An 18,493-nucleotide genomic window follows, 5' to 3' on the forward strand; every position below is an offset into this window, starting at 1 on the left:
TCGCCTGCACTGAGCGCAGTCGAAGTGCTCCATCCTTCTTGCAAAACCTACTAAGTAGCAAACTGGTAACCTGAAAACTTATCTAACACCTCATCAAAAGCAGCAAACACATCTTTTGAATCATCGCTTGTTACCATTTTCATTCGGTATTCCTTGAAGTTTGGAATCCCTTTAAAATAATTAGTATAATGTCGTCTGGTTTCAAATACACCTAGTTTTTCACCTTTCCAGTCAATCGACATTTGCAAATGACGCCTGGCTGCATCCACACGTTCTTCCATTGAAATTGGAGCTAAATGCTCTCCAGTTTCAAAAAAGTGTTTGACTTGTTTAAAAAACCAAGGGTTGCCAATTGTTGCACGACCAATCATTGCGCCATCTAAACCGAAACTATCTCGCATTAACATGGCTTTTTCCGGAGTATCAACATCACCATTTCCAAAGACAGGAATGTGCATTCTCGGATTGTTTTTTACCGCAGCAATAGGTTTCCAATCGGCTTCCCCTTTATACATTTGAGCACGTGTTCTTCCGTGGATTGAAATCGCTTTGCAACCTACATCTTGTAAACGTTCAGCAACCTCAACAATTTTTATCGAATCGTGATCCCAACCCAATCGGGTTTTTACAGTTACTGGTAAATTGGTGCGTTTAACCATTTCAGCAGTTAACTGTTCCATCAGACAAATGTCTTTCAGAATTCCTGCACCTGCACCTTTACTCACAACTTTCTTAACTGGACAGCCAAAATTGATGTCTATGATATCTGGATTTGATTTCTCAACAATATCAATGGTTTGCAACATGCTTTCCATATTGGCTCCAAAAATCTGAATCCCAACAGGACGCTCCTTTTCATATATATCGAGCTTCATAACACTTTTAGAAGCGTTACGAATCAAGCCTTCGCTAGATACAAATTCAGTGTATACTACATCTGCTCCTTGCTCCTTACACAATGCACGAAACGGAGGATCACTAACATCTTCCATTGGTGCCAGAAGCAACGGAAAATAAGGAAGTTCTATGTTTCCAATTTTTACCAAAGTCAATTTATTTTGCGCAAAATTACAGTTTTTTATATTGTATTCAAGGGGCTACTCTTTTCAAAACCCAAATACCATAAATTCCCAAAAATAATTCTGCTACAGTTCCGAAAACATAACCTAAGGTTGGCACACCATCAAAAAGCAAACTCAATACTCTTCCTGACCCCAAACCAAGCATAAAAATAATATTAGTAATGATGGCTAATTTTAAGTAGGTAGATTTAAAAACACCTATTATCCACAATATTGCAAAACCTAAATACAGACCCATGATGGCTTTGTAAAAATTGTGCTCATCAATAGTCTCCAAAAACATATCAAAACATAACTCTGGTTTTAAACCATAAACAAAAGCTACAGGAATTACCACACATATTGAAATGATAAGATGGATTTTGGTGATGATATCGTCTTTAGATTTTAACACCTACAAAATCTAAAATTCAATCTCTGCTTCAACCTCATCAGCTCCACGTTTCACAACTACTTTAGTCTTATCACCTGTATCAAAAGCCGACAAAGCTCGCATATAACTCATCATATCTGTAACTAAACTATCACCAAGTTTCACAACGATGTCACCTTTTTGAAGTCCGGCTTTTTGAGCTGGTTTGTCTTCGCTAACACCATCGATTCGCATGCCTTTTCCGTCGTACAAATAGTCTGGAATTACGCCTAATCCAACTTTAAATCTTGGCACATCTTCACTTTCATTTTTGGTTTTTCTAAAAGGAAGTTTTCCGTTATCATCAAGATCAGAAATGATATCAAAAATATAGGTTGAAATAGTCTCCATACCTTTATAATTGAGCTTTTCAATGTCATCTCCTGGTTTGTGATAATCTTCGTGCTGACCAGTAAAAAAGTGTAATACTGGGATTTCACTGTTATAAAATGAAGTATGATCACTTGGACCCACTCCAGATTCGTTTTCAATAATTTTGAATTTAGAATTATTGGCTTTGACCACTTGTTTCAAAATTGGAGAGGTCCCAACACCGTAAACGGCTAACGTACTGTCTTTTTTTAAACGACCAACCATGTCCATATTCAGCATATAATTAGCTTTCGATAAATCAATAGTTGAATGTTTGGTAAAATAATTTGAACCTAATAATCCCATTTCTTCTCCCGAAAATGCAATAAACAAGTAGTTATTACCTTTATTCTTCTTTTTTAATTTCTGAGCTAAATTTAATAGTACTGCAATTCCGCTAGCATTGTCGTCTGCACCATTATGAATTTCTTGCGATTCTCCTCTATATAAAGATCCTTCAGCGCCATAACCTAAATGATCGTAGTGTGCACCAATAATGATGGTGTTTTCTGCATTATTATCAAGAAATCCAATCACATTTGTTCCTGTAATTGTACTGTCACCATCCTTAACCGTATAATTAACCTCTTGATGTGGATCAGTTTTAGGTTTAAAGGTAAACGTCTGAAAATAACCATCTGGACCTTTAGTTGAAAGTCCGAGCGCTTCAAAACGTTCTGCTATATAATCTGCTGCTGCTAATTCACCATCGCTTCCTGTTTGTCTGCCTTCAAGCTTGTCATCAGCCAAAAAAGCAACATCCTCTTTAATGGTGATGTCCTTCATTTTTTTGTTAGAATCTGTTTTACAGGCTATCAACACCAACAAAAAAAGTATAAATAATATGTTTTTCATCTTATGAAGTCTTAATTTTGAACAAATTTAGTTAATTATAGGATGAAACACACATACTTTGTCATATTGGTATCGGCTTTTTTAAGTTGCAAAAACGACCCAAAATCTACATCAGAAACAGTAAAGGACACACAACCTGAAATGACTGACGTTTTAAAAGATTCATTGATTTATCCTGGTGAAAAACACTTTAAATCGATTCGTCAGGTTACTTTTGGTGGAGATAATGCTGAAGCTTATTGGAGTTTTGATGACAAGCAATTAGTGTTTCAATCTAATAATAAAGCATGGAATGTTGGTTGTGATCAGATGTTCTTAATGAATGCTGACGAAACCTTTAAGGGCAATATGCCTCCTATGGTTAGTACTGGAAATGGACGCACAACGTGTGCGTATTTCTTACCAGACAATAAACACATCATTTATGCGTCTACGCATTTAAAACAAGACGAATGTCCCGAAACGCCTTTACGCAAAAACGGAAAATACATCTGGCCAATTTATGACAGCTACGACATTTTTGTGGCTGATTTAGAAGGCAATATTGTAAAGCAATTAACAAATGAAGAGGGTTATGATGCCGAACCAACGGTTTCTCCTAAAGGTGATAAAATTGTATTTACCTCTACAAGAAGTGGTGATTTAGAATTATATACTATGAATATCGACGGAAGTGACGTCAAACAAATCACCAACGAATTGGGTTATGATGGAGGTGCATTCTTTTCGCCTGATGGCACCAAATTAATTTTCCGTTCATCACGACCAAAAACAGAACAAGAGATTAAAGAATATAAAGATTTACTGGCTGAAGGTTTAGTTGAGCCAACCGAAATGGAATTATATATTTGCAATGCTGATGGCAGTGATTTGCGCCAATTAACCGATTTAGGAAACGCTAATTGGAGTCCGTTTTTTCATCCTTCGGGAAAGAAAGTTTTATTCTCTTCTAACTTTGAAGCTGAACGTGGTTTCCCTTTTAATTTATACTTAATCGATATTGATGGTAAAAACCTGGAGCGTGTCACTCATAGTGAAACCTTTGATGCCTTTCCTGTGTTTTCTAATGATGGAAAATATTTAGCATTTTCATCCAACAGAAATAATGGAGGTGGAAGAGATACGAATCTATTTATTGCAGAATGGCAAGATTAAGAGATTCTTCGCTTTGCTCTGAATGACATCCGAGAAGACTTTGTCATTCAGAACGTAGTGAAGACAAAAAGTCACATGATGTTGTCATTTTGAGCCAGCCGAGAAACAGTAAGGTTCAGCGTAGCTAAATCTCAAATAAACTTAATAAGATTCCTCCATTTCAGTCGGAATGACAAATAAACTCGAATTAATTGCCTTTCTTTTCTAATCGATCTCGTTCTTCAGTATCAATAGCGCGAACATTGCTATTTAATTTAGTGTTTCCGAATTTATATCTGAAACCTAATCTTACATAGCGATCATCAACATCAACAAACTGTGTGTTGAACTGGTTTTGATATTTTGTTGACAAATCAAAATCATGTTGATTAAAGATATCGCTTACAGAAAGTGAAAGTGTTCCTTGTTTCTTTAAGATTGTTTTTGAAATAGCGAGTTCTGAAAAGAATCGGTTTTCTACAATTTGAAACCCTTGTAGATTTTTTCCAACCCAAGTCAAAGCACAGCTAATATTTAAACTATTATCCTTCAACAAGGTCACACTGTTTTGCAATTCTGAATAATTAGACCATTGATCTTGTTTAACAAAGCCCAATCCGAAATTGGTTTGTTCTTCAAAATTATAAAAAGAGGTCACAGCGTACACAGACCATCTGTTTGTGACATTAAAATTGGTGATAAAATCAAATCCAAACTCAACTGTTTTATCGAAGTTTACTGAAATATATTCAATAACATTGGTTGCATTATTTTGTCTGGGAATTTCAGAAATGGCACCATCATAATTTTTATAGTAGGCTTCAAATGTAAAGTAATCTGTAATATTTGTTCCTACTACAAAATGGTCGGTAAACGTTGGCACTAAAAACGGATTACCAGTTACGACATAATTATCATTTAAGAAAAACTGAAACGGATTTAAAGCCGCATAACTTGGTCGTGCTATGCTTCGTTTATAGTTTATATATGCATTATAATTATCAGAAATGTTGTATTGCAGACTTGCATTTGGAAACCATTCTAAATAGTCTTGAGAATTTGTAATATTTGTTGATGGTGAAACACCTTCAATATTAGTTTGTTCAGCACGTAATCCTGCATTTATGCTCCACTTTTCAGTGTTTAAATCGTAATTGATATAGCCTGCGAAAATGCGTTCATCATAGTTAAAAGCATCAGAGTTTAAAACATCAACGGTTTCGTTTCCAGTATTAAGATCTACATCAAACTGAGTAATATCACTTTCGGTATTGGTGCTTGAAAATTTTAGTCCTGTTTCAAAATTTGAAGATTCATTAATTGGTAAGTTATAGTCTATCTTTCCTGCAAAAATATTGGTGTCCTGGTTATTATTAGTGTTAAAAGCACTCGCATTTTGGAAGGTATTATTCGCATCAAAAAAGTTACTAATCACTCCTTGATTTCTCTCATAATTATATGTTGTGTAGTGTGCATTTACAACCAATTCTCCTTTGGTAAATTTATGATTGAAATCTATATCAAACGCTAAATTGTACTTGTTGTCTCTCGATAAATTATCTGCTGTAAATCGTGATAAAAAATTACCATTGTCATCAGTAATCATTGTGTTATTGGCTATTTTGTACTTAAAATATGGCAAATACAAAACATTTGATGACAGACTTAAGGTGTTCTTATCATTAATAAAATAATCGAAATTAGTATTTAAGTTGTGTGTTTCAGACCAGGTATTTCTATTGGTAAACGAACGCCAGCTTTGATCAAGATTATTTGAATTATCTAAGAAATTTACAGTGTCGTCTCCTTCTCTGTTAATTTTATCTTTAGAATAGCTGTAATTCACATTTAAGCTGATGTCTTCATTTTTAAAAAAATGACTTGTTCCTGCATTATACCTCGGAAAAACACCTTGTGTGTAATTTGTAAAAACACTTCCTCTGTAACCTGTAACCAGATTTTTAGTCATAATGATATTAATGACGACTCCACTTTCTGCATCATATCTTGCAGATGGATTTGTGATGACCTCAACTGATTTTATAGAATTTGCAGACGATCCTTCAAGCAACTGATTTAAATCTTCAGAAGATAAATTAACTTTTCTGTTATTGATATAAACTGTAGGATTAGAATTTTTAACCGTTATCTCATCTCCTATCACCAAAACGCCAGGAGTGCTTTTTAGCACCTGAAGCATATTTCCTTCTACTAAAGCTGTCTGTTCTATGTTAAAAACCAATCGATCTGCCTCTCTCTTAATGGTTGGCTTCTTCGCAATAATACTAACTTCGTCTAAACGCTCTGAAGCTTCATTCAGTTGAATCGTTTGCAAATCTAAATTACCTCTTAGAATAATCTTTTGATTAAAACTTTCAAAACCTATATAGCTGATTTTTAAAACGTAAGTAGCTTCTTCCAAATTAAGAATACTGAAAAACCCATTGTCGTCCGTAGATGTTCCCTTTAAGACCTCGCTCTCATCTTCACTTAACAGAATGATATTTGCAAATTCAATGGAGATATTATCAGCATCAATTACAGTTCCTGAAACAGAAAAACTCTGGCCATAGCTCGTTAATGAGCATAGCATCAAGACTATAAAATTGAGTAGGGATTTCAAATTTAATTAGGGTTTTGCATCGCAATATAACATTTGTTTTTAAATACTATTTACGGTTTTTGCTCATATGTTAGGCTTTTTGTAAACAATAATATGATTTTATGCGTAAGAAATCAATTATATTTGCAGCATCTTTTAAAGAAGATTTGATTTATGAAGAACATCAGGAATTTTTGCATTATTGCACATATTGATCACGGAAAAAGTACATTGGCCGATCGTTTGCTCGATTTTACAGGTTCTGTTACTGCTCGTGAAAAACAAGACCAGCTTTTAGACAGTATGGATCTGGAGCGTGAGCGTGGCATTACTATCAAATCGCATGCTATTCAAATGGATTATCATTATGAAGGTCAAGACTATGTACTTAACCTGATTGATACGCCAGGACACGTTGATTTTTCATACGAAGTGTCGCGTTCCATTGCGGCTTGTGAAGGTGCATTATTAATTGTTGATGCTGCTCAAAGTATTCAAGCCCAAACTATTTCTAATCTCTATCTGGCTTTAGAAAATGATTTAGAAATTATTCCTGTACTTAACAAAGTAGATTTGCCAAGCGCTAATCCGGAAGAAGTTACAGATGACATCGTTGATCTTTTAGGGTGTGATCCTGAAGAAGTGATTCATGCCAGTGGAAAAACAGGCTTTGGTGTTGATAATATTTTAAAAGCAATTATCGAACGAGTTCCTGCACCAAAAGGAGATCCTGAAGCACCTCTTCAGGCTTTAATTTTTGATTCAGTTTACAATACATTTAGAGGAATTGAAACTTATTTTAGAGTCTTCAATGGCGAAATTAAAAAAGGACAAAAAATCAAATTTGTCGCTACAGATAAAGAATATTATGCTGATGAGGTTGGTACTTTAAAACTACATCAGGTTCCGAAAAAAAGTGTTAAAGCAGGTGATGTTGGTTATTTAATTACAGGAATAAAAACGGCTAAGGAAGTTAAAGTAGGTGATACAATTACAGACTTCGCCAATCCGACAACTAATATTGTTGAAGGTTTTGAAGATGTAAAACCTATGGTTTTTGCTGGAATTTATCCTGTAGATACTGAAGATTACGAAGAGCTTCGTAACTCCATGGAAAAATTACAGTTAAATGATGCCTCTTTGGTATTTCAACCTGAAAGTTCAGCAGCCTTAGGTTTTGGTTTCCGTTGTGGGTTTTTAGGAATGCTTCACATGGAAATTATACAGGAACGTTTAGAACGTGAATTTGATATGACTGTGATTACAACAGTTCCTAACGTGTCGTATCACGCTTTCACCAATAAAAATCCAGACGAAGCTTTTATTGTCAATAATCCGTCAGATTTACCTGAGCCAACGACTGTAAACCGTGTTGAAGAACCGTTTATAAAAGCAACGATTATCACCAAATCTGATTTTGTTGGTAATGTCATGTCGCTTTGTATTGAAAAACGAGGTATGGTTTTAAATCAAACCTATTTAACACCTGAGCGTGTTGAATTAACTTTTGAAATGCCATTAGCAGAAATTGTTTTCGATTTTTACGATCGCTTAAAAACAGTCTCAAAAGGTTATGCGTCTTTTGATTATTCTCCTATTGGAATGAAAGTTTCAAAACTGGTTCGTTTAGATATTTTACTTAACGCACAACCAGTAGATGCGCTTTCTGCTTTAATTCATGCTGATAACGCGCAACACATTGGTAAAAAAATGTGTGAAAAACTTAAAGAGCTTATTCCAAGACAGCAATTTGATATTCCAATTCAGGCTGCAATTGGTGCAAAAATTATTTCCAGAGAAACCATTAAAGCGTTACGTAAAGATGTAACAGCAAAATGTTATGGTGGAGATATTTCGCGTAAACGTAAGCTTTTAGAAAAACAGAAAAAAGGTAAAAAACGTATGAGACAAGTTGGTAATGTTGAAATTCCGCAACAAGCATTTATGGCTGTGTTAAAATTGAATGATTAATCTTACAAACCTGTCTTAATGATATAAACCGAAGTATTTCACTTCGGTTTTTTTAAGCTTATTTTTTTATAAAAGACTACGGCGATAGTGATTATTTAGTTATTTAAAAGAAATGAATAACACTAGAGGAATTGGGAATTGGATTTCAATAACATTGCTTTTAATTAGGTAGAAACCTCTTTGTTTTGAAGATCTTCAATGTCGAAATGTTTTCCAAGATATACGAGTTTATAACCTTCTCTAATAGCATCAATGTCTTTGCTAAAGGATGAAATAATTTCTAAATCACCTGCATCACTCTTAATAAAAAGCGGAATGACATTTTTGTCTTTATTAGCCATGTCTATCAAAGAATCATAGTGTTCCTTGTCGTGTATGTCTATTTCATGAATTGCCGGATAATTTCGAGCGACTTCTGTAAGTCTAATATAATCGTCTGTATGAGAAAATAAGCCTTCTACAGGGTTGTTTTTATCATCATTCATTTCTTCGGCAGAAACTAATCTGAAGCTTCCATGTTCACCAAAAATTTTGCCGAACCGGTTAATGGTATATGAATTAATATCTGAATTACCGGTCATTGCCATTAAGTATCCAACATCATTAAGTTCAATATTGTCTGACAATGTATCTGAGTAAATATTCGTGTTTATTGCATCTAATCCTAACTCTTTAGCTCTACTAATATTATTCTGATTGCTATCTATCATAACAACACTTCTGTTATTTTCTTCTAAATAAAGACCAATAAGTCGGGAAAATTTTGAAGCGCCAACGATTAATATTCCTTCTGATTTTGTTAAAAATACTCCCACTAATTTAGCAAATAATCGTGCAGTTGTTGCATTTAATAAAACCGTACCTAATACAATTACAAATACTAATGGAGTAATATATTTTGCATCAACAACTCCTAAGCTTGCAAGTTTAAGTCCGAATAAAGATGCAATACCTGCTGCAACAATACCTCTTGGTCCTACCCAACTAATGAATAATTTTTCATTTAATTTAAGAGTAGATCCTATAGTGCTTAAAAAGACGCCTAATGGTCTAATCAAAAAGACAATAACGGCAAAAAGTATTGCAGTTTTCCAATTATAAATAAGCAGAAGTTCGTCAAAATTAATATTGGCTGCTAGGAGGATAAATAAAATAGAAATTAATAATACGCTAAGTGATTCTTTAAAGTAAAGAATGTCTTTTAAATAAGGAGAGTTAGAATTGCCAAGAACCATTCCCATAACAACAACTGCTAATAATCCCGACTCGTGTGCAAATACATCTGATAAGACAAAAACGCCTAATACAGCAGCAAGCGAAAAGACATTTATTAAATAATGAGGGACTAGTTTTTTATTTAGTATAAAGTTGAGTCCATGAGCAAATGTAAAACCAAATGTGGTCCCAAAAAGTACAATTTTACCAAACTCTATAAGTGCTGTTTTTGTAAACTCACCACCAGCATCAACACTAATAAACTCATAAACCAATACTGCAACCAAAGCTCCAATAGGATCGATAAGAATCCCTTCCCATTTTAAAACTGCTGATATGTCTTTTTTTAATGGAATATTTCTTAAAATAGGTGTAATAACTGTTGGACCAGTAACGATGATTAAACCAGAGAACAAGAATGAAATTTCCCAGCTTAAATCAAAAATAAAATGGGCCGCTACAGCTGCACCAAAAAAGGTAACTAATGAGCCTATAGTGATGAGTTTGGTAATTACGGGACCAACATTTTTTATTTCACTTAATTTTAGGGTAAGACCACCTTCAAACAGAATGATACTAATTGCTAACGACACAAAGTAAAATAAGCTTTCGCCAGGAAACAAGCCTTCTTCGTCATTCCAAATGGGTTCAATCCATTTTGTTCCATCATGGGATAAATATTCAGCAGCAATTGGACCTACTAGAAGTCCGATTAAAATCAACGGTAAAATTGCAGGAATTTTAAATTTCCAAGCAACCCATTGCGCTAATATTCCTAAAATAATAATTCCCGCTAATTCTAACATGTATTCATTTTTTTGAAAGCTAAAGATAAATCAATTTTAATAACTTAAAAATTAACAATTACGGGCTAATCTGTATAATCTATTAGTAAGCCTAAAAATCGTTATTCAAAAATCAATTAATTCAAATTAAAAGGGAAAAAATAAGGTATAATAAACGATGCTGCTATCCAAATTAAGAGGTTAAGTGGTGTACCCATTTTTAAAAAATCATTGAATTTATAATTTCCCGGAGCATAAACCATAGTGTTTGTTGGATAACTCATTGGTGTCATAAATGTGAGCGAGCACGCAAACATGACAGCTACCAAAAATGGACGATTACTAATTTGCATAGCCTCAGACAAACTTATAACTATTGGAGCCATCAAAGCTGCTGTTGCTTTACTCGAAATTAAATTGGTACAAATAAAAGTGACTAAATAAATTAAACTTAAGGTGATTTGGGCGTTATATTGACCAAGTGTTTCCATGATATAGTTTGCTATTAAGCTTGCACCTCCAACTTTTTCAAGTGCTGTTCCCATAGAAAGAACACCTGCCATCATAAAAATCACTTTCCATTCTACGGCTTTGTATGCCTCCATGGGCTTTAAAATACCTGTCAACACCATCAGTAATGCACCTATCATTGCGCTAATTAATATTGATGTAATATTTAGCGATGCTGCTAATACAACGGCAATACCAATTAATACAGCTGGTATGGCTTTTTTATAGTTGGTTTGTTTTTTTACGTATTCTGAGAGTCTAACAATTGTCTTACTTGATTCTAAATTATTGACATCCTCTTCTTGACCTAAAATCAGTAACATATCGCCCTCTTTTAATGCGATATGACTTAATTTATCGTATTTATTTTGACCTCTGTGTCGTATCGCTATTACAGACGAATTATATTGTTTTCTGAAATTGATTTCTTTCAATGATACACCCGATAAACTTGAGCCATAAGGAATAATTACTTCGTAAAGATTGAAGGATTTGAACTTCTCCTCTGCGACCTTCATACGATTTGAACCCTTAATACTGTAGCCTTTCATATCTAAAAGTCTCGATAAGGTTTCTGGAGGTGCAATAATTTTTAAAATATCACCTTTCAGTATTCTGGTATCTAAGCCAAAATTATGCTTTAAAACATCATTTCTGAGAATCGAAAGCACATTGACATTGTAGTCTTGTACCAATTGAGATTTTCCCAAATATGAATTTATATCTTCACAGTGATCTTCAACATAAAGTTCTGTAATATATGTTTCTGCCTTTTTTGTAAACTCGTTGTTTTCTCCTCTGTTTTTTGGCAATAGTAACGGACCAAATATAAAAATATAAGCAAATCCAATGGCTAAAAGGCATAATGCTGCTCCGCTAAATTCAAACATTCCAAACTCTTCAACACCATACTTTTTAGCGTAACTACTTACTAGTATATTTGTTGAGGTACCAATTAAAGTACATGTACCACCAAATAATGCAGCGAACGAAATTGGCATGAGCAACATACTAGGTCTAATATTCGTTTCTCTACAAACTGTTAAGGCAATGGGAAGTAATAGCGCAACGACTGCTGTATCATTAATAAACGCTGAAAATAAACCAGAAATACAGCAACAAACAACGAGTGCAATACTGTAATGAATTTTAGCAAGTTTAATAATTTTAAAACTGAGTCCGTCTAATATGCCTGAGCTAAAAACACCTCCACTAACAACAAAAATACAACCCAAGGTAATAGTGGCAGGATGATTAAACCCTGAGAAACCTTCCTCAGGACTCAGTATTCCTGCGACAATAAACATTGCCATAATTAATATGGATGTTGTGTCAATAGAAAAATAGTCTTTCACAAAGAGAAAAACACCAACTAAAATAATAGCAAATGTTATTAGTAAATCCATAATAGACTACATATAATAGTTCAGATTAATGGCGTTATTGTTTTTCTTCAGATTTGTAATATACCCTTTTCAAACTCTTCTTAAGTAAGGTAAATCTATAGATTCCAATGACAAAAAAAACACCACTAAAAATTAATGATAGTAAAGCCAAATACTTAAAATTTGTGAACTCTTTGAGTTGAAAAAACGCAATACCTCCTAAAAGCAAATAAAGTGATGATCTAATATAAGATAGCAACGTACGCTCATTAGCCAATCTGGTTCGCTCAATAGCTAAGTAGTCTCGCAAAATAACTTGTTCGTCTGGATTAAAGTCACGACCAAACCTCAACAATTTCATTTTTTTAATTTTGGGAGTTGTTTTCATTCGGTAAAATTTTCATTAATATAAGTAAATACTTTAGATAAATAATTTATTAAAAATGTTAAAAATCCCTCAATAAATGGTACTTAAATGAAATAATGTTTAATGCTTTTAGTAATTTGCATGTCAATTATCTTCTCATATGAATTTATATCCTATAAACGCTGGAAATTTTAAACTTGATGGTGGTGCCATGTTTGGCGTTGTTCCTAAATCAATTTGGTCAAGAACTAATCCTGCCGATGCCAATAACATGATTGATATCGCAGCACGTTGTTTGTTAATTGAAGATGGCAAACGATTAATTTTAATTGATACTGGTATGGGAAACAAACAAAGCGACAAGTTTTATGGATACTACTTTCTCTGGGGAAATGATACCATTGATAGTTCGCTTAAAGCTCATGGTTTTCATCGTGATGATATAACCGATGTGTTTATGACGCATCTACATTTTGATCATTGTGGAGGCAGTATTCAATGGAACAAAGACCGAACAGGTTATGAGCCTGCTTTCAAAAATGCGCAGTTTTGGAGCAATAAAGAGCATTGGAAATGGGCCACTCAACCAAACAATCGTGAAAAAGCATCATTTCTAAAAGAAAATATTTTACCAATGGAAGAAAGTGGTCAATTGAAATTTACTTCGCTTCCTGAAATAGATATCTTAAAAAATTCTGAACTTGGTTTTGATATCTTTTTTGCTAATGGTCATACCGATAAGCAAATGATTCCAATGATACGGTATAACGATAAAACCATTTGTTTTATGGCAGATTTATTGCCTACTGCTGGTCATTTACCACTTCCATTTGTAATGGGTTACGATACAAGACCTCTGCTCACATTGGATGAGAAAGAAAAATTCTTAAATCTTGCTGCAGATCAAAATTTTTATTTGTTTTTAGAGCATGATGCACACAACGAAATTATTACGGTTCAGCACACAGAAAAAGGTGTCAGACTTAAAGAAGTTTATACTACAAATGTTGTTTTTAATTAAAATGCACTACTCCCTAAAATCGTTTTCTCTACTAGTTTGTTTATCGTTTCTGCTTTTTGGTTGCGGAAGTTCTTCCGGAATTATTTCGACACCTGTCGAAAACATTGATAGTTCTCCTTTAAAAGTGTCTCCTTTAACCGAAAATGAACGACATACTTGGTCGCATTTAGATTTGGTAAAAGACACGATTCCAGGAATGAGTGTTGAAAAAGCGTATTCAGAAGTTATAAAAAACAAAAAAGGAAAAACAGTTATAGTCGCTGTCATCGATTCGGCAACTGATATAGATCATGAGGATTTAGATGATGTACTCTGGGTTAACGAAGACGAAATTCCTAATAACGGAAAAGACGACGATAATAATGGTTACATCGACGATATTCATGGTTGGAATTTTATAGGAGAAACGTATTACGAACAGTTTGAATATGTTAGATTATTAGCATCTGGTGATAAAAGTCATCCAAGATATGCTGAAGCTGAAGAAAAATACAATCTTGAATTTCAAAAATACTCGCAGCTCAAAATTAATTCTAACAAACTATTGCAAGACGTCATTAGTTCGGATAATGCTGTTTCAGACTTCTTAAAAAAGAAAGATTATACTAAGAAGGAGGTTGCTGCTATCAAAACCGAAGATAAAGCGTTAAGTGAATCTGTTGCGCTCATAAATTATATCTTTAGTTTAGATTATGGTTCTGTTACCGCATTTAAAGCTGCTGTTGAAGGTGATTTGGTAAATATCAATACGCGATTAGATTATCACTTAAACAAAAATTTTAAAGGTAGAAAAACTGGTGATAATCCAAACGATATTTATGACGTTGGTTATGGTAATAATAATCCGAGACCTACTGAAGAAAACGAAAGCCATGGCACTCACGTCAGTGGAATTATTTTAGCTGAACGCGATAACAATACAGGGATCAAAGGCGTTGCTAATAATGCAAAACTTATGGCAATCCGTTCTACACCAAATGGTGATGAATATGATAAAGATGTCGCTTTAGCAATTCGATATGCTGCCGATAATGGTGCACATATAATAAACATGAGTTTTGGCAAGGCGTTTTCTCCTCACAGTGATTGGGTTAAAGAGGCTATTGCCTATGCCGCAACTAAAGATGTCCTTATTGTGCATGGTTCTGGAAATGATGGTCACGATATTGACATACATAAAAATTTTCCTAATGATGCCACTGGAAACGGAAATGAAGTAGCTGATAATTTCATTACTGTTGGCGCTTTAACTCCCAGATATGGCTCTGGAATGGTAGCCTACTATTCGAACTACGGAAAAGTGAATGTTGATATATTTGCTCCTGGATCTGAAATTTATTCCGCAATACCTGAAAATAAATACAAATTACAAAACGGAACATCGATGTCTGCACCAAATGTTACTGGTGTTGCTGCATTAATTCGATCCCAATACCCAAAGTTAACAGCTTCCCAGGTGAAACAAATTATTATGGATTCGGGATTGCCTATTGAGACTAAAGTTGTGGTCGGAGAATCTCGTGAGATTAAAAATCTAACTGAAATTTCAAAATCTGGCAAAATTGCAAATGCCTACAACGCTTTGATTATGGCTGCTCAAATAAAGAATTAAACATCTCTAAAATTAAACCCTACTTATGAAACAGCTTATTGTTTTTCTATTGTGTTATACCTGTTTCAGTACTTCTATAACTGTTGCTCAAGTTCCTCAAATGGTTTACAAAACAGATAATTACTGGCAGCAACAAGCCAATTATACCATGGAAATTGATATGGATGTGACATCGTATCAGTTTGAAGGACAACAAAACATTGTTTATACTAACAATTCTCCTGATGTTCTAAATAAAGTGTTTTATCATTTATACTTTAATGCCTTTCAACCAGGCAGTGATATGGATATAAGAGCACAAACTATTTCAGATCCTAGTCGGCGTTTATCTCATAATACAGGAACTAAGGAAGATCCTGTTTATGAAAGTAAAATAGCAGGATTACAACCTGATGAGATAGGATATATCAAAGTAAAATCACTTCTTCAAAATGGAAAATCGGTTAATTACAAAGTTGAAGGAACGCTTCTTGAAGTTCAATTAAATCAAGCCATTCAACCAGGAGAACAAGTAAATTTTGATATGGTTTTTACAGGTCAGGTACCTATTCAAATTCGACGTTCTGGAAGAAACAACAAAGAAGGTGTTGCCTTGTCAATGGCGCAATGGTATCCAAAATTAGCCGAATACGATGAGGAAGGATGGCATGCTTACTCTTACATCGCTAGAGAATTTTACAGTGTTTGGGGAAATTATGACGTTAAAATCACAATCGATAAAGACTATACTATTGGAGGTACTGGTTATTTGCAAAACCCAGAAACCATTGGACATGGTTATGCTCAAAAAACAGTTAAAACTGAAGGTGAAAAGCTAACCTGGCATTTTATTGCTCCAAATATTCATGACTTTACTTGGGCTGCAGATCCAAATTATAAGCACGATACCTTACAAGTAGAAAATGGTCCATTGCTACACTTCTTCTATAAAAACACGATGTCCGAAGAACAATTGAAAAACTGGAAAGAACTACAACCAAAAGCTGCTAATCTAATGACCTACTTTAGCAATTTAATCGGACCATATCCATACAAACAATACTCTATAATTCAAGCAGGTGATTCAGGCATGGAATATGGCATGTGTACGTTTATTCGAGGTGAAGTTGAACTCGAAAGTATGTTAAGAAGTACTGTATCTCACGAAATGGCGCACACCTGGTTTCAGTTTTTACTGGCTTCAAATGAAGCAAAACACGAATGGATGGATGAAGGCTTTGCAACCTATGCAGAATACAAAGCTATGGATGTTTTCTACGATGAAAACAAATTAAACCCTTGGGAAAAATCCTATAATCGATATATCGAATTAGCGCAGTCTGGTTTAGAACAACCGCTTACAACCTATGCAGATCGCTATGAATTAAATCGTTCATATAGTACAGCAGCTTATCATAAAGGCTGTGTGTTTTTAGCGCAATTAGGTTATATCATTGGAGAACACAATTTAGATAAGACCATTAAAACCTATTACAACGAATTTGTGTTTAAACATCCTAAACCTTTAGACATTATTCGTACTGCTGAAAAAGTTTCCGGAATTGAACTCGACTGGTATCTAATCGATTTTGCTCAAACTACAAATACCATAGATTATGCAGTTAAAAGTATTAACAAAAACGAGGTGATACTAGAGCGTATCGGAAAAATGGCAATGCCATTAGACATTCAGGTAACTTATACAGATGGTGCCACTGAAGATTTTTACATTCCTTTACGAGAAATGCTAGGCGATAAACCTACCTCTGCAACCATTCTAAAAGATTGGACTTGGGTGCTACCTACCTATAGTTTTGAGACCTCTAAAAAAATTAGATCTGTTCAAATTGATTCTTCAGGTTTAATGGCAGATGTAAATAGTAAAAATAACAGGCTATCTTTAAAATAAAGAATAAAACCAACGTTGTAATTAATTATAACAAATGTTTGGTATTGCTACACTTTTAGTATCTTGCTCTAACATCCAAATAAGAGATAATTCAGTGCGATATGCTTCAAATAGATGAAAAAATAACAGCTATAATTCATCGGTTTAACCTCAACAACTATGCATTTTCAAAACGTATAGGTGTTACAGGAACTACCATAGATAGCATTGTTAATGGTCGTCCACAAAATGATGGCTCTCGTAAAAAAACCAAACCAGGTTACGATGTGCTTTTGGCAATCATAGACGCTTTTGATATTAATCCTGATTACCTCTTCGGAAAAAGTGATGTGATGTTAAACTCTGAAATTAAATCCATTCCAACATATTCTGGAATGCCTCATGTGATTTCAGCAACAACTGAAGGTCATGAAAATGTGGTTTTCATATCTACCAAGGCAAGAGCTGGATATTTAAATGGTTATGGTGATCCCGATTTTATTGAAACGCTTCCGTCGTTTAAAATGCCTTTGTTAACCAATGGAACTTTCCGATGTTTTGAAGTTCAGGGAAATTCTATGGTACAAACATTTTACAATGGAGATTTGGTCTTCGGAAAATACGTAGAAGCCCTTTCAGATATTAAAAATAATGAGGTCTATATTGTGATTAGCAAAAATGATGGTGTCGTTTTAAAACGCGTTATTAATCATTCAGAAGACCAACAAAAACTCATTCTGAAAAGTGATAACCAAGATGGAAATTTTCCAAATTATGAAATTTCTTCCGAAGATATAATGGAAGTCTGGCAAGTGGTTATGTATGCCTCAGGTCAAATTCCAAAACCCATTGATGTCTTTGATAAACTTCAGGAACTTGAAAGTAAAATCTTTAATATCGAAAGTAAAATTCAAAAGCATTAAATGTCGTTTTCCTACCCAAAAAAAGAAAAACTGAAAAGTCAGAAATTAATAGAACAACTATTTTCTGAAGGAAAATCTGTTTCTGCGTTTCCGCTTCGAATGGTTTATCTGAAAACAGAGTTTGATGATGACACTCAATTTAAAACTGGTGTTTCTACCAGCAAACGAAATTTCAAAAAAGCAGTCGATAGAAACCATATCAAACGCTTGCTTAGAGAAGCTTACAGACTTAACAAAACTCCATATTTTAACAACATTTCTGGGTCTTATGCGTTAATGATTTTGTACATTAGTAAAGATGGAACAGATTTTGACGCTGTAGAAACGAAAATGAAACAACTTCTAGATGCTTTTTCTAAAAAAGTGTCCCAAAACTAAAT

The 18,493-nt window shown here is 34.1% G+C and carries 14 protein-coding genes; 7 read left to right on the forward strand and 7 right to left on the reverse strand.

What is annotated here, in order from left to right; genetic code table 11:
* Positions 1 to 50 precede the first annotated feature (50 nt).
* From dusB to TD18_RS11770, 3 genes are read right to left on the reverse strand one after another with little or no spacing between them, the layout of a single operon-like run.
* A complete protein-coding gene (gene dusB / locus TD18_RS11760) occupies positions 51 to 1,046 on the reverse strand; it encodes a tRNA dihydrouridine synthase DusB (RefSeq protein ID WP_040252776.1) in 996 nt (331 codons plus the stop codon).
* A gap of 43 nt (positions 1,047 to 1,089) precedes the next feature.
* Entirely contained in the window at positions 1,090 to 1,476 is a 387-nt protein-coding gene (locus tag TD18_RS11765) for a DUF4345 domain-containing protein (RefSeq protein WP_040252778.1), read from the reverse strand.
* 9 nt (positions 1,477 to 1,485) lie between these two features.
* Complete coding sequence (locus TD18_RS11770) at positions 1,486 to 2,721, reverse strand: M28 family peptidase (RefSeq protein WP_040252780.1); 1,236 nt, start codon at positions 2,719 to 2,721, stop codon at positions 1,486 to 1,488.
* A 42-nt stretch (positions 2,722 to 2,763) separates the two neighbouring features.
* Here TD18_RS11770 and TD18_RS11775 point away from each other — a divergent pair, with 42 nt between their 5' ends.
* Entirely contained in the window at positions 2,764 to 3,876 is a 1,113-nt protein-coding gene (locus tag TD18_RS11775; RefSeq protein ID WP_040252782.1) for a TolB family protein, read from the forward strand.
* Between the two features lie 187 nt (positions 3,877 to 4,063).
* Here the strand turns inward: TD18_RS11775 and TD18_RS11780 are convergent, their stop codons facing one another.
* Complete coding sequence (locus tag TD18_RS11780) at positions 4,064 to 6,478, reverse strand: TonB-dependent receptor domain-containing protein (protein WP_040252783.1); 2,415 nt, start codon at positions 6,476 to 6,478, stop codon at positions 4,064 to 4,066.
* A gap of 153 nt (positions 6,479 to 6,631) precedes the next feature.
* On the opposite strand from TD18_RS11780, the gene lepA reads away from it, so the two are divergent.
* A complete protein-coding gene (lepA, locus tag TD18_RS11785) occupies positions 6,632 to 8,428 on the forward strand; it encodes a translation elongation factor 4 (protein ID WP_040252786.1) in 1,797 nt (598 codons plus the stop codon).
* Between the two features lie 164 nt (positions 8,429 to 8,592).
* Here lepA and TD18_RS11790 read toward each other — a convergent pair whose 3' ends face one another.
* The 3 genes from TD18_RS11790 to TD18_RS11800 all read right to left on the reverse strand — a co-directional run bounded on the left by TD18_RS11790 (position 8,593) and on the right by TD18_RS11800 (position 12,711).
* Positions 8,593 to 10,449 carry a cation:proton antiporter gene (locus TD18_RS11790; protein WP_040252788.1) on the reverse strand — a complete coding sequence of 619 codons (1,857 nt, stop codon included), beginning with the start codon at positions 10,447 to 10,449 and terminating at the stop codon, positions 8,593 to 8,595.
* A gap of 116 nt (positions 10,450 to 10,565) precedes the next feature.
* Entirely contained in the window at positions 10,566 to 12,344 is a 1,779-nt protein-coding gene (locus TD18_RS11795) for an SLC13 family permease (RefSeq protein ID WP_040252790.1), read from the reverse strand.
* Between the two features lie 34 nt (positions 12,345 to 12,378).
* A complete protein-coding gene (locus TD18_RS11800) occupies positions 12,379 to 12,711 on the reverse strand; it encodes a DUF202 domain-containing protein (RefSeq protein WP_316931629.1) in 333 nt (110 codons plus the stop codon).
* 139 nt (positions 12,712 to 12,850) lie between these two features.
* On the opposite strand from TD18_RS11800, the gene TD18_RS11805 reads away from it, so the two are divergent.
* From TD18_RS11805 to rnpA, 5 genes are all read left to right on the forward strand, one after another.
* Entirely contained in the window at positions 12,851 to 13,711 is an 861-nt protein-coding gene (locus TD18_RS11805; RefSeq protein WP_040252792.1) for an MBL fold metallo-hydrolase, read from the forward strand.
* Position 13,712: 1 nt separating this feature from the next.
* Positions 13,713 to 15,323: a S8 family peptidase gene (locus tag TD18_RS11810; RefSeq protein ID WP_040253035.1), complete on the forward strand. Its 1,611-nt coding sequence runs from the start codon at positions 13,713 to 13,715 to the stop codon at positions 15,321 to 15,323.
* 25 nt (positions 15,324 to 15,348) lie between these two features.
* The gene (locus TD18_RS11815) at positions 15,349 to 17,211 is read left to right on the forward strand and encodes a M1 family metallopeptidase (RefSeq protein WP_040252797.1); all 1,863 of its coding nucleotides are present in this window, start codon (positions 15,349 to 15,351) and stop codon (positions 17,209 to 17,211) included.
* A 101-nt stretch (positions 17,212 to 17,312) separates the two neighbouring features.
* Positions 17,313 to 18,113, forward strand: coding sequence for an XRE family transcriptional regulator (locus tag TD18_RS11820; protein WP_040252800.1), 801 nt, complete (start codon positions 17,313 to 17,315; stop codon positions 18,111 to 18,113).
* On the forward strand, positions 18,114 to 18,491 hold the full coding sequence (rnpA, locus tag TD18_RS11825) for a ribonuclease P protein component (RefSeq protein WP_040252801.1): 378 nt from the start codon (positions 18,114 to 18,116) through the stop codon (positions 18,489 to 18,491).
* Positions 18,492 to 18,493: the final 2 nt, after the last annotated feature.

The sequence above is a fragment of the Psychroserpens mesophilus genome (genome assembly GCF_000826645.1).
Lineage (GTDB): Bacteria > Bacteroidota > Bacteroidia > Flavobacteriales > Flavobacteriaceae > Psychroserpens > Psychroserpens mesophilus.

Excerpts from the sequence above, each read along its gene's own strand:
- TD18_RS11770 (WP_040252780.1), bottom strand. The coding sequence starts at position 2,721 with ATGAAAAACATATTATTTATACTTTTTTTGTTGGTGTTGATAGCCTGT.
- TD18_RS11775 (WP_040252782.1), top strand. The coding sequence starts at position 2,764 with ATGAAACACACATACTTTGTCATATTGGTATCGGCTTTTTTAAGTTGC.
- lepA (WP_040252786.1), top strand. The coding sequence starts at position 6,632 with ATGAAGAACATCAGGAATTTTTGCATTATTGCACATATTGATCACGGA.
- TD18_RS11790 (WP_040252788.1), bottom strand. The coding sequence starts at position 10,449 with ATGTTAGAATTAGCGGGAATTATTATTTTAGGAATATTAGCGCAATGG.
- TD18_RS11795 (WP_040252790.1), bottom strand. The coding sequence starts at position 12,344 with ATGGATTTACTAATAACATTTGCTATTATTTTAGTTGGTGTTTTTCTC.
- TD18_RS11800 (WP_316931629.1), bottom strand. The coding sequence starts at position 12,711 with ATGAAAACAACTCCCAAAATTAAAAAAATGAAATTGTTGAGGTTTGGT.
- TD18_RS11805 (WP_040252792.1), top strand. The coding sequence starts at position 12,851 with ATGAATTTATATCCTATAAACGCTGGAAATTTTAAACTTGATGGTGGT.
- TD18_RS11810 (WP_040253035.1), top strand. The coding sequence starts at position 13,713 with ATGCACTACTCCCTAAAATCGTTTTCTCTACTAGTTTGTTTATCGTTT.
- TD18_RS11815 (WP_040252797.1), top strand. The coding sequence starts at position 15,349 with ATGAAACAGCTTATTGTTTTTCTATTGTGTTATACCTGTTTCAGTACT.
- TD18_RS11820 (WP_040252800.1), top strand. The coding sequence starts at position 17,313 with ATGCTTCAAATAGATGAAAAAATAACAGCTATAATTCATCGGTTTAAC.
- rnpA (WP_040252801.1), top strand. The coding sequence starts at position 18,114 with ATGTCGTTTTCCTACCCAAAAAAAGAAAAACTGAAAAGTCAGAAATTA.